Origin of the sequence: Alteromonas sp. BMJM2 (assembly GCF_027257845.1) — a bacterium.
In the GTDB taxonomy this organism is placed as follows: domain Bacteria; phylum Pseudomonadota; class Gammaproteobacteria; order Enterobacterales; family Alteromonadaceae; genus Alteromonas.
The window spans coordinates 1-12,385 of the sequence record NZ_JAPVOT010000019.1 but is presented as its reverse complement, the minus strand read 5'-3'; the positions used below and the strand labels follow the sequence as shown (position 1 = coordinate 12,385).

Sequence of the window (12,385 nt, the reverse complement as noted above, 5' to 3'; positions counted from 1 at the left end):
AGATTTCATTTATCATTTCACTTTAACATAAATCTAACACTTTCCTTTACATAGGTTAAACGTTTACCTTAGAATGATTGTTCATTTCGAAGAGGTAGCACTATGTTTACACGCTCATTCCTGTCCCGCTTATTCCTAACTTGGCTCTCTGCAGCTTTACTTTGTACAGTTGGCGCGGAGGCTGCTGCTAAGGCTCAGTCCGTGTCTGAAGATGGTTCTACAGGTAGTCGTAAAATTGATGCTACCGACCCATGGAATGACCATACCTTATTTAGCCAAAACAGGTTGCCTGCGCGCTCCCACTTTTACGCTTTCACTACCGACCCCGGTACGTTTTCCTACACGCCATGGAAAAGTGAAGATTATATTAGCCTAAATGGCGAATGGGACTTTCGTCTAAGTCAGTCGCCGCGCCTAGGTGCGGTCGATTTTTACAAGAATACTTACGACACTGCGTCATGGGGTCATATTCAAGTACCGGGAAATTGGTCGTTAAATGGCTATGGCAAGCCTAATTACGTCAATATGCGGGCCGACTTTGCAAATGACTCAAGCGAATTACCATTGGGCCATATTCCTATAGATTCAAACACTACAGGTCGTTATAAGAAACAGTTCACGCTACCTGTAGACTGGCATGACAGCACCGTAATTGCCTATTTAGGCGCGGTAAAGTCTGCCTTTAAACTTTGGGTGAATGGACATTATGTCGGTTACTCTCAAGACAGCAAGACTGCAGCGGAATTCGATATTACCGAGTATTTAACTGCTGGAAAAAATGCGATGGCGATAGAAGTGTATCGCTGGTCAGATGGAAGCTACCTAGAGCTTCAAGATATGTGGCGCTTAAGCGGTATAGAAAGAGACGTTTTTATTTATCGCACACCGAAAACCAGAATTCAGGATATCGCGACAACTGCATCGCTCAATAATACCTATACCGCTGGTACATTGGAGTCATCTATCACCATTACTGGCGATGTGATTGAAAAAGCACGTGTGCGAATGACCTTGTTTGATGATAACGGTAATCCTGTTTTTGATAAAACCGAGGCTATTAACGGGAACGCACAGCTAGCATCTTCAACACACTCACAGGCTACAACTTACACTGTCGAATTTTCAAAAACGCAGATAGAAAATATTGAGTTCTGGAATCACGAGACGCCTAATTTATATAACACGAGAGTGCAGTTGCTCGATGACAATAACATTCCTAAGCAAATTGTTTGGTTGCGGTTGGGCTTTCGCAAAAGCGAGCTGAAAGGTGGCAATATACTCATCAATGGTCAGCCTGTTTTGTTTAAGGGTGTGAATAGACATGAGCACGACCCTGTTACGGGCCACGTGATATCGCTAGATTCTATGCGAAAAGATATTTCTTTGATGAAGTCGCTTAATATTAACGCGGTGAGAAACTCACACTATCCCAACCATCCAATGTGGTATGCGTTAGCAGACGAGCTTGGTCTGTATATCGTCGATGAGGCAAATATTGAATCGCACGGTATTGGCGCTGCTAACCAAGGTCATAGCTATAGCCCAGACCGTCATATGGTGAATATAGACTCGTGGAGACCGGCTTACGAGGATCGAATTCGCAATATGTACGAAGCTAGCAAAAACCATGCATCAGTTGTGATGTTGTCGCCAGGAAATGAGAGTGGTGATGGCCCAAATATCGAACACTTATACCACTGGCTTAAAGAAAGAACGTCACTGCCTGTTATGTCAGAGCAGGCTCAACTAAGGCCTCATACCGATATGTATGCACAGATGTATGCATCAATAGATCTAATGAAAAATTTCGTAGAAATCGGTAGCGATCGTCCTATGATTTTATGCGAATACGAACATGCGATGGGCAACTCAGTAGGTAATCTCAGTGAATATTGGGCGTTAATACGCAAACATAAACCGCTGCAAGGAGGGTTTATTTGGGATTGGGTAGACCAGACGATTACTACTGAAACCGCCTCAGGTATTGAATTTCAGGGCTATGGTGGAGACTTTGAAGAAGAGGGGCAATATCACGACGGTAATTTTTCTGCGAATGGGCTGCTCACAGCGACTCGTCAATTACATCCTCATGCTCATGAAGTAAAGTATGTTTATCAAGATATTGATGTTGCCTTTACTTCCGCTCAGAGAAATGAAATTATTATCGAAAATAGACGATTTTTCACCTCCACGAATGATATGCAGCTTCGCTGGGAATTACTTGCTGACGGGGAAGTAGTTGAAACTGGCGAAATAGGTACCTTAGCCATTGCACCTCGTGCTAAAAAAGCCATTGCGCTCTCTATAAACACCCAACGTCAAAAATACACCCGGTATCACCTGTCACTTTATTTCATGTTGAATAAGGCGACTAAGGCACTGCCTCAAGGTCACGAAATAGCAAAAGTACAGTTAGCGTATCCTGCAGATATCTCGAAAGCTCACTACGCTCAGCCTTTGCAAAATTTGAAGCATGGTGAAAAAGTAAATGGGGAATTAGTCAACGAGCCGCAGACGAATGAAAAGCAGTTGGTTAAGAAAGAAAATCAATGGGTAATGCGCGCCAACAACACGCGCTATTCGATTGATACTCAATCGGGATGGTTATCATCCATTGAGGCTGATAATCATCAATTGCTTGAGTCACCATTAGTTCCTTGGTTCTGGCGCGCTCCTACCGACAATGACTATGGCGAGGGATTCCCAGAGAAAAGTGCGGTTTGGCAAGGTGTGGATAAGCGCGCTGAATTAGTCTCAATGACGTCTGAACTGATTAACGACGGCTACTCAGTGACTACCGAGCACTACTTTCCGTTGCTAGAGAGTCGTTATAAAACAACTTACCGCATAAACTCCTCTGGTTTAAACGTAGACGTTTGGCTTTTAGCCGCGCCTCACCGTTTTCAGGCTGCACTTCCACGAATTGGGCACCGACTGCAGCTAAATGATGATTACAGCTTAGTATCGTGGTTTGGACGAGGCCCCTTCGAGAATTACTGGGACAGAAAATCAGCGGCCTTTTTCAAACGTTATAGCATGCCTATTTCTGATTTAGGTCATGATTACGTTCGTCCTCAAGAAAATGGGCATCGCACAGACGTTTACGAGGTAAGTTTTTACGCTGACAAGCCGTTAGGCAGCAGTGCAAATGTACGTCCACACATTACTTTTATGGGCTCGCCAACCATCGGTTTCAATGCTGAATATCGCGATATACTCGATTACGATGGACTAACAAAAACAGGTTCTCATCCTCATGAAATACCGAAGCAAAATGCGCCCTTCGTGAATATCGACTTTAAGCAGCGAGGGGTTGCCGGTACTGATTCGTGGATGAGTCCTCCACTGTTTAAATACACGTTACCGTGGAGAGACTATCACTATAGCTTTAGTATTCAGGTGCAGTAACTAAAAGCACAGCCGCAGTAGCGGCTGTGATTCTATTACGGTTGAGTAAATCGCTTTAAAGCAGAGCGTTTAAAAGGTTATAAATAAAGCATTTCGTCGCGAGTGGGAGCAAGCACTCTTAGCACTTTGTTTTGCAGCGGATGGGGCACGTCTGCCTTGTTCATTGCCTTAATCAGTAAGTCGACTGTGCGGTTAAAGTCAGCTTCAGTAATATTCATACCACCGTGCACTTGCTCCATAGTATCGCCTGAATATTCACAGGGGCCGCCGGTGCGATGGCATATTTGTTCACTTAATTTATCGATAAAGCGATTAATATCTGCGCCATCAAAATAGGCGAGAATAACGGGGTCGCGCTCAATCTCAACAACAAAGTTTTCTACTATCTCTTCTACCTTTTTACTGCCGCCCAGCTCTGCGTATACGCTTGATGATGGGTTCTGGCCACCAACGCTGGTAGAGCAGCCACTAAAGCCAATAATTGCTACAAAACTGATGAGGGGGAGAATACGCGTTATCAACATGATGTCACCATAACTGGCCATTTATTGAGAGATACAGGCCGTTTTGATCTTGTGCACCTGCAATGCTGCCAAGTTCAGCCCAAGCAAGGGTAAGCGCAACGTGTTTGTTGGGGATGTAGCTAACAAAGTAGTCTACCCAATCATCTTCACCTAAACCTAAGTTATCAGGTTTCTGACGATATTCTGCGCCAATGGCAACGCTGCGCGAGAGCAATATACCTGCTGAGGCTTCAAGCATAACTTCATAATCGTTGTTTTCAGCACCGCCAAACCCCAGTAAACCAAGCTGGTTGGCTTTAGTAGCTCGCGCCGTCACGTTCCACACCGCATTGAAACCTGCTACAGCACCTAAATGAATTTTAGTCGCTGCAATGTAATAGTCGGTCCCGTTTGATGATGAGTCAGCGCTAACTAAGTCGGCTATGGCACCGTCTTCAAGTCGTTTGTGTTGAAGGCCTACACTGACTTGGGGCAGGCGGGAGTAAACTGCATCACCATAAAGGCGATATTTCACGCCAAATATGTTTTGCCTAATATCGCCTCCAAGCGCTTTCAAGTCAAAGCGCTGGTGGGCTGCACTTATTTCGATACGGTCATAGAAAGAAGCGGAAACGCCCATAACATTGAGCCGGTAGTCATCAAGATCAACTTGTGTCATCACAGCATTAACCGATACTTGATCTTGCGTATCATAGCCAGCCAACGTTGCCCACGGAACAATGCCGCCACCACCAGAGCCTTCAACTTGGATAAGCCCTGCAGTGCCAAGTAATTTACCGTCGCCAGCGAGAGCTTCATTGTTATAAACAATCAATAAAAGGGCGCATAACATCGCCGTGCAGTGTTTCATTGTGATAACCAATCAGTTTTTTTGTTGTCTTTGTACCATTGCATAAACTGCTCTACCGGTACCGGGCGAGAAATAAAGTAACCTTGGGCATAATTACACCCCCATTGATTAAGCAACGACAGGCTAGGTAGGGTTTCAACGCCCTCAGCAATCACCTTTAAGTCAAAGTTATGCGCTAAGTCGATAATGGTTTTGACTATCTGTTGGTCACTTTGGTTTTTGTCTAAATTCAGTACAAAGCTTTTATCTATTTTAAGTTCATTAACCGGTAAGCTTTTTAAATACGAAAGTGATGAATAACCGGTACCAAAATCATCGATTGCCAGAGTAAACCCCGCCTCTCGATACAAACCAAGTTCACTGTATACACCCTGGGCATCACTGACTAAATCACTTTCTGTTATTTCAAAGGCAAGTTGAGTGGGTGATAGCCCTGCCTCTGCAATACGTGATTTTATTTGTGGCAGAAGTGATTTATTCAATATGTCTTTGGCAGATAGATTAATGGCAACGCACACCTCTACATCATTATCCACCAATGTCTTAGTATCATTAATAGCGCGCTTTATCACCCAATCGGTAACCGCTCCTATCAGCCCTGCCTGTTCGGCAACAAGTATAAATTCATCTGGGCCCACAAAGCCAAGAGTTTTGCTGGTCCAGCGCATGAGCGCTTCCGCATGGCTTATCGAGCCAGTGTCTAAGCTCAGCTTGGGCTGATAAACCAAAGACAGTTCAGGGCTATCTCGGTGCAGAGCCTGCTTTAATTCGGTAATAATGCTAATACGCCGCGTGTATTCAGCGTCGAAATTGGGGCTGTAGCGAACGCGGTGCTCTGGCAAATGGCGCGCATGGTCTAATGTAATCGCGAGGCGTTTTAGTAAAGTAGAAGGGTCATCGGCATCTTCAGGACAGTGTAGTTCACCGAAAGACAGCTTTAATGTAATCACAACACTTTCGGCGTAAATAGGGGCTTCAAGTTCAGCTTGAATAGCCGCTAATTCGTTATTGCTGAGCCTAGATTCGGGTATCCACAAAAACTCACCACCATTTAGTCTTGCTGCCATACCACCAAGCTTATCTAAGCGCCCTGCTAAAGTATGTAAGCATAAGTCGCCGTTGCTATAACCAAACACATCATTCACATTTCGAAAGCTAAGAATGTTTATCCCGATTACGTCAAAAGATTCTTTGTTATACAACTTTGTATTGATGACATCGGCAATGTGATAGCGGTTAACTAAGCCCGTTAGCAAGTCGTGACTGGCTTGAAACTGAATTTGCTCCTCGCGCATTTGAATGTTGCTTTGCATAGACTGAAAAGAGTCGGAAAGCGCCGCAATTTCCGTTGTGTGGGAAGCAACGAACGTTTTTTGATTATATTTACCCGCGGCTATTTCTTGCGAGATTGTGGATAATCGACGTAGTGGCCGTGATATCCGTTTTGCAAACAATGCAGCAATAATAAGCGAGATCGCAAGAAGCAGGGCGGCAATAATGCTAATTTGCTTTTGTAGTTTGGCAAACTCGGCTAAAAGAGTCTGTGCGCTCTCTGAAAGCTCTAGTGTAATCTTGGTCTCACTATCGCTAGATAACGGAATGTATTGCGTAATGAGCTGGGTTTGGTTTGAAGGAATAAACGATAACCAAGACAGTTCGTCTACGCCGTTTACACGCTTATAATTTTCTTGCGCTTCGCTGAGCGTACTTTGCCTAAAAACGATGCTGTCTTTTTCTTCTGCCACAATAGCAACATCAGACAAGGTAATTGATTTTAAACGAGCTAAAACGGGTTCATCGATTTTAAAGCCGATAGCAGCGATAGCGATGGGGTTGGGCGCTTCAACAAGTAAAAGTAACACTTGATATAGCTCATTGTTCACTACAATAAATGCATTCTCACCACCTTGTTGTAGCGCATTTTGCACTAGTTGAGGGTGGGGAAATTGTTGTCCAGACTGCAATCCTTCAGAGGTGCTGCTGGTAATACTGCCCGACAACGAAAGCAATGCCATCATGTCTGCGCCAACTCGGTTACCGTGGTTTTCTAAAGTGCTTGTTATGGTGGCGTTATCTTGTGAAGCTACTGCGCTTTTAAAACCAAAATCATCAGTAAGTACTCTCGCGTTAGTAAATAGTTGCTCTTCACGATTACTAAAAACCTCTGCTACCACGTAGCGTGCAACCTCAAGACTCTCTGCTAATTCGCGTTTGGCATGTTCAGTGGTCGACGACCACACGCTTAACAGTATCGCTAAAGTAGACAGTAAAACCAGCCCTGCAGCCAGTCTAAATACGTGTTGATTGAGAGAATAAGACTTCAAAGGTTTCCTCAACCGCCAAAACGGCTAGCACCGAAGGTACGCTTTTTAGGGGGCGGAGCGCGGCGGACTAACGTAACGCTCGCAACAGAGGTAATGTCGCTCTCTTCTAGGATTACTTTCACTTTAAGGCTGCCATCTATCGATAAGTCTTCGTGCCACACTATCACAGATTCTGGCACTGACTGGTCAAAGCTCGCGATGCCGTTACTGTCAGACACGCTAGTTACTTCGCCGTCGGACACGTAGATATGCCCCACCATATCGTCATGTATGTTACAGCCAAGAGTACCAATACCTGCCTTATCAAATAAAACAGGATCGACACTTGAGCCTTTATACAGCTTTATTTCGAACGGTTTAGTGGGGGAAAAGCTATAAACGTGATGACGTATATCGTCACTGTTAGGAAATTTGACCCTTTGGCCTTTTTGAATGGCGATAACGCGAGGTAAAAACTGCTTATCTACTTGGTCCATAATGGCCACGTTTTCATTGTCGCTATCGATATTGGCAGTGTCAGCTCGCTTTGCTGTTTCTTGGTCAGCGATGGTAGTTGCGTTTAAGGAAGTGTTAAGCTCGTTGGGTATGGGGAGAAAAGCGACTACAGCATTACTGACAGGCTTATTGTCTTGGTCGACAACGGTGACTGTGCTGGTAGCTGCAGCGCATGACAGTGAAAAGCTTAATGTAAGGAGCAGCGCATAATTTAACAACGTTCGAAATTCAACAAGTTGCTTAATCATGGTTTATTCCCTTCGGTGTTTTTCGTTTTGCTAAACATAGCAGTATTTGTACTTCTTAGTACATTAAAAAGTAAACACTATTAAGGTGTTGATTGACACTTTCGTTCTCAAAACAGACAAGCAAAAACACTAACCTGCGTGTGTATCCATCTTAAATCAATGCTACTTAGAAAATGTTTGTATATAAAGTTGCTCAACCTTATCCCGTGCCCACTGAGTTTTGCGTAAAAACTTAAGCGACGATTTAATAGAAGGATCGTTGTTAAAACAATTAATTCGAATTCGGTAATACAGACCTTCCCACCCATAGCGCTCGTGCAGTTGGGTTACTATATTCTCGAGGGTAAGACCGTGAAGGGGGTTATTTGGTTGTTCTGTCATGTGGTAGCCAAGCGTGTTTTTTTACTATGGTAACATACCTAATATAGCCATCGTAGAAGGCTCTGCGATCATTCCAATCGTTTGTCAGCGCCTGTCTGAATGTAATGAACGATTATTTTGGCGTGTTAAGACTTACACTAAACGTCAAATTACTTCCTTACTCTGACCCCAGATATACCCTTGCCAGTCTATTTTCGTTTCATGTTCTCAAAAAGCGAAGGCTCCCAAGGCCGCATTGCCATAAGTAACCCCACATGCTGACGTTCTTCAATTGGCAAGTCGTTGTCTTCGCTGCTTAGTTTGGCCGCCTCTTGCCTAAGTTGTTCTAAACGTCGTTGAATAATAGAGATAGATGATTGGGAATAGCGACCTCGCAAGTAAAAGCGAAACATCCACTGCTCGTTCTTCTTCGGGTCCATAAACTTCACCATCACTTCTTGTTCCATAAATTTTTCTAGTGGTCCGCCGGGGATCCAGCGAAAATCTTGAGCAATAAGCAGTTTGTAATGGTTGTTCGGCAACAGCTCGATAAGCTTAAGTCTATCGAGGGTTGTCATTAGCTTAATGCCTTCCACTTCATCAATATCGTAATATTCGATAAGTTCTGCAAAGCGCCAGCCGTCTCTTACGCACACCGCGGCAAGGAGTAACTTGGGGTTAGCGAGCAGCTCCATTTCTTGTTGTTCAGATAGCTGTGAAATCTTTTCTTGATGTTTTTGTGAAAGACTAAATAAGTCGCTTAGTGACAAATTTAAGCATTCGCAAATCTGCTCTAATTTATCCAGGCTAAACGCTTGTAAGGAGAAATTACGCTTCACGCTTGCCTCGCTCACGTTAAGGGTTTCTGCAAGCTGCTTATAAGTGAATCGCTGTTCGCGTAAGCATTGTTTTAATGTGTTATAAACAAGAGTAATTTGGCTCATGGTATTAATATTTTATACTTATGGTGTAATTTAATACTACATTAATCATTTTGGTTTACGAAATTTATTCTTGTCTCTAGTGTAGAACGTGTTCAGGCAAACCTTGTCTTAACACACTAGGAGCAAGTGATATGAAAAATACACGTTCAACATTGATGTTAACTGCATTACTAAGTAGTGCGCTTCTTACCCACTGTGCATTGGCAGATGATTCTATTAACCATAGTGGTAAAGCCAGTAAGCACAGTGCGCTAGCCGCATCTGAAGGTTTAGCGACCACGGCCTCAGTAGCCAGTGCGGTAGTAGCAGTACCTGTGGTACTGACTGGGAGTGTAGTCGTAGCGGGAAGCGCTTTGACAGAAAGCGTGGTGGATGAAAGTGCTGGCAACCTTCATCAGGCAAGCCACCAATCTTCCGTGGCTCATAACCAGCCTTTGGTTATTACCGAGACAATTATTACTGCCGACCCTGCCCCAAACCAAGTGGTTACCACTAAAACAAAAGTAACTACCACTACCACTAATACTAAGCGGTAGGTTAGGTATGAAAACCTTGTTAACTTCAATCGGGTTTGTCTTTGTACTCTTAATGTCTAGCTTTCAAAACGTACACGCGGGAAGCCAGCAGCATGGTAAGCCTAGCTTTACACCAGAAGCGATTGCGACCTTTTCAAAAGATGTGGAAAAGTATGCGGCAAGTGAAGGCGCGCGGGCATTTATTATCGCAAGGCGTGGCAGACCTATTGAAGATATGCCAAAAGGCATTCGCTTTACCCATACCGCAATTGCTATTTACTCGAGTATTCAGCTGAGCGATGGTAATACGGCCAAAGGTTATGCCATACACAATTTGTATCAAGACGCTGAAGACCAGGGCAAAAGTCACTTAATAACGGATTATCCTGTAGATTTTTTCTGGAGTGCCTATGCGCTGGAAGCAGGAATTATTATTCCGTCAGTAGAGGTGCAACAGGCTTTGATAAATCTATACCGTGATGACAACGCTAAGTTACTTCACAATTCTCGGTATTCGGTGGTGGCCAATCCGTTTAATAGCGAACGTCAAAACTGCACTGAATACACCCTTGATGTATTGAACGCAGCAATGTACTCAACGACAGATATTGCGCAGTTAAAGGTAAATGCGAAAGCGCATTTCACGCCGCAAAAAGTACATATGAGCAGGGCTAAACTTGGAATGGCAAGTATGTTTAGCGATGGCGTAACGCTGTCAGACCACGGCCGCAAGGTAGAAACCACCACCTTTGGTAGCCTTGTCCGCTATATGCAAAAGTACGATTTAACGAACAAGGCAGTTACGTTTACCCATACGGGTCAAATAAAGAATATTTAGGAGTTTTACTATGCAAAATCTTAATAAACCCACTAAAGCTTTTCGTATTGCGTCACTAGCAGCACTCATTGTAGGAGTAGGCGCATATTTCATAGGTTTATATAACGCGCCTATGGCCCTGAACGAAAAAGGGTACTATTTCACAATCATGTTGTTTGGCTTATTTTCAGTGGTGAGTTTGCAAAAAACGGTACGCGATAAGATGGAAGGCGTGCCGACTACCAAAGCGTACTTTTTAGCATCTGCCGTGGCCACCGTATCAGCCATCGTATTATTAGTAATAGGTCTATTAAATGCTGAACTCTTATTGAGTGAAAAAGGTTTCTTCGGCATGGCCTTCACCCTAAGCCTTTTTGCCGCTATCACGGTGCAGAAAAACGTACGGGATAGCCATGTTATCGGCGAATCACGTAAGGCAAGCATCGAGTCTCGCAAGACCGACAATGAACAAGAGTACAACGCTTTAGAGGCTGAGGACTCACCGAAAACCGTATAAAAAATAAATGGGGTCAGAGTGTCTTATGTTATTAAATATAAGAATAACCGACTCTGACCCCATTAAATTTCCTAGCCACTTTACGTTGTCTAAAGCAACGCTTATACCTGCAACAAAAAGCGATACACCTACCTAATGTCGAATTGATTCAACTCGATAGCTTGCGTATTCTCAACGTACTTAATTAAATAACTGCAATAGGTAATAAACGCTGTGTGCGAACTTTTAGGCATGAGTGCCAATACACCAACAGATTTATGTTTCAGCTTTACCGGGCTTACTCGCCGTGGTGGTGAGACTGGCCCGCATAAAGATGGGTGGGGAGTGGCGTTTTACGAAGGTAAAGGCGTAAGGATGTTTCACGACCCAGAGCCTAGCGCTACATCACCCATTGCGGATTTTGTTTCTACATTACCCATCAAAAGCAAAACCGCCATCTGCCATATTCGACAGGCGAATGTTGGTAACATCACGTTGGCGAATACTCATCCCTTTGCCCGTGAGCTCTGGGGTGAATATTGGGTGTTTGCGCACAACGGCCAACTACCCAGCTTCTCTGCTGTAAAAGGCATGTATGAGCCTGTGGGCGATACCGACAGCGAGGAAATGTTTTGCGACATTATGAACCACGTACGACAACATTTACCGCGAGACACATCACCTCTGAAATTGGTCGAGTCTCTTGTTTCATTAGCTCAAGCCTATGCCAAGCAAGGTGTCTTTAATTGTTTGTTGGGTAATGGCGATTGGTTGTTTACGTTTTGCAGTACAAAATTAGCCAGTATTACCCGAAGAGCACCGTTTGGGCCAGCGTGTTTAAAGGATGTGGAAGTAGCCATTGATTTTGCAGCAGAGACCACACCGAAAGACGTAGTGAGTATTATTGCCACAGAGCCCCTAACCAATGATGAGCAGTGGGATGTTTACGAGCGAGGGGAATGGAAACTGTGGCAAGACGGAGAAGTGATTGCTGCTGGCAAAGTAGATGTACCTGAACACAAGAAAGAATCTGAAATGGTATCTCCCGACCCAGATATTGAAAGAGAACCGCCAGCTGATGAAAACCAAGGCTGACGTGTAGTGGCTCATATCTAATCTGACACATTTGCTCGAAATTTTCGTTGACCCGACAGGCAGCAAAAAACAATGAACGGACGGTCAATAACTTTCAAATAAGGGGCGCAGGCATGTGGGGCATAATGGCGAAGCCGCCCCGCATGTGTGCGTCCCAGCGAACGAAGTGAGTGACTTAATTTTTTTGATAATCATTGAGCCTCCTCCCTATCAGCATAAACTAAGTTTATCCTAATAGGCGACCAAACCAAGGGAGAAAACTCAATGAACTTTTATACTAATACACATCCGTACTATTGTGGAATCGAT

The 12,385-nt window shown here is 44.1% G+C and carries 11 protein-coding genes; 5 read left to right on the top strand and 6 right to left on the bottom strand.

Features of this window, described 5'->3' with window-relative positions; genetic code table 11:
• Nucleotides 1–102 precede the first annotated feature (102 nt).
• Nucleotides 103–3,408: a glycoside hydrolase family 2 TIM barrel-domain containing protein gene (locus tag O9X84_RS16020; RefSeq protein ID WP_269520696.1), complete on the top strand. Its 3,306-nt coding sequence runs from the start codon at nucleotides 103–105 to the stop codon at nucleotides 3,406–3,408.
• A gap of 77 nt (nucleotides 3,409–3,485) precedes the next feature.
• Here O9X84_RS16020 and O9X84_RS16015 read toward each other — a convergent pair whose 3' ends face one another.
• The 6 genes from O9X84_RS16015 to O9X84_RS15990 all read right to left on the bottom strand — a co-directional run bounded on the left by O9X84_RS16015 (nucleotide 3,486) and on the right by O9X84_RS15990 (nucleotide 9,153).
• Nucleotides 3,486–3,932: a group I truncated hemoglobin gene (locus tag O9X84_RS16015; protein ID WP_269520695.1), complete on the bottom strand. Its 447-nt coding sequence runs from the start codon at nucleotides 3,930–3,932 to the stop codon at nucleotides 3,486–3,488.
• Between the two features lie 4 nt (nucleotides 3,933–3,936).
• Nucleotides 3,937–4,764 (bottom strand): DUF3034 family protein, encoded by an 828-nt coding sequence (locus O9X84_RS16010; protein WP_269520730.1) that lies wholly within the window; start codon nucleotides 4,762–4,764, stop codon nucleotides 3,937–3,939.
• A 14-nt stretch (nucleotides 4,765–4,778) separates the two neighbouring features.
• Complete coding sequence (locus O9X84_RS16005; protein ID WP_269520694.1) at nucleotides 4,779–7,106, bottom strand: GGDEF domain-containing phosphodiesterase; 2,328 nt, start codon at nucleotides 7,104–7,106, stop codon at nucleotides 4,779–4,781.
• Between the two features lie 8 nt (nucleotides 7,107–7,114).
• Nucleotides 7,115–7,849 (bottom strand): methylamine utilization protein, encoded by a 735-nt coding sequence (locus O9X84_RS16000; protein WP_269520693.1) that lies wholly within the window; start codon nucleotides 7,847–7,849, stop codon nucleotides 7,115–7,117.
• Between the two features lie 162 nt (nucleotides 7,850–8,011).
• A complete protein-coding gene (locus O9X84_RS15995; protein ID WP_269520692.1) occupies nucleotides 8,012–8,230 on the bottom strand; it encodes a VF530 family protein in 219 nt (72 codons plus the stop codon).
• A 188-nt stretch (nucleotides 8,231–8,418) separates the two neighbouring features.
• Entirely contained in the window at nucleotides 8,419–9,153 is a 735-nt protein-coding gene (locus tag O9X84_RS15990; RefSeq protein ID WP_269520691.1) for a helix-turn-helix domain-containing protein, read from the bottom strand.
• 131 nt (nucleotides 9,154–9,284) lie between these two features.
• Between O9X84_RS15990 and O9X84_RS15985 the strand changes: the two genes are divergently transcribed.
• From O9X84_RS15985 to O9X84_RS15970, 4 genes are all read left to right on the top strand, one after another.
• Nucleotides 9,285–9,689, top strand: a complete 405-nt coding sequence (locus tag O9X84_RS15985; RefSeq protein ID WP_269520690.1) for a hypothetical protein — start codon at nucleotides 9,285–9,287, stop codon at nucleotides 9,687–9,689.
• A gap of 7 nt (nucleotides 9,690–9,696) precedes the next feature.
• Complete coding sequence (locus O9X84_RS15980) at nucleotides 9,697–10,506, top strand: DUF2145 domain-containing protein (RefSeq protein ID WP_269520689.1); 810 nt, start codon at nucleotides 9,697–9,699, stop codon at nucleotides 10,504–10,506.
• Between the two features lie 10 nt (nucleotides 10,507–10,516).
• On the top strand, nucleotides 10,517–11,002 hold the full coding sequence (gene yiaA / locus O9X84_RS15975; RefSeq protein ID WP_269520688.1) for an inner membrane protein YiaA: 486 nt from the start codon (nucleotides 10,517–10,519) through the stop codon (nucleotides 11,000–11,002).
• A 213-nt stretch (nucleotides 11,003–11,215) separates the two neighbouring features.
• Nucleotides 11,216–12,076 (top strand): class II glutamine amidotransferase, encoded by an 861-nt coding sequence (locus O9X84_RS15970; protein WP_269520687.1) that lies wholly within the window; start codon nucleotides 11,216–11,218, stop codon nucleotides 12,074–12,076.
• The last annotated feature ends 309 nt before the right edge of the window (nucleotides 12,077–12,385 follow it).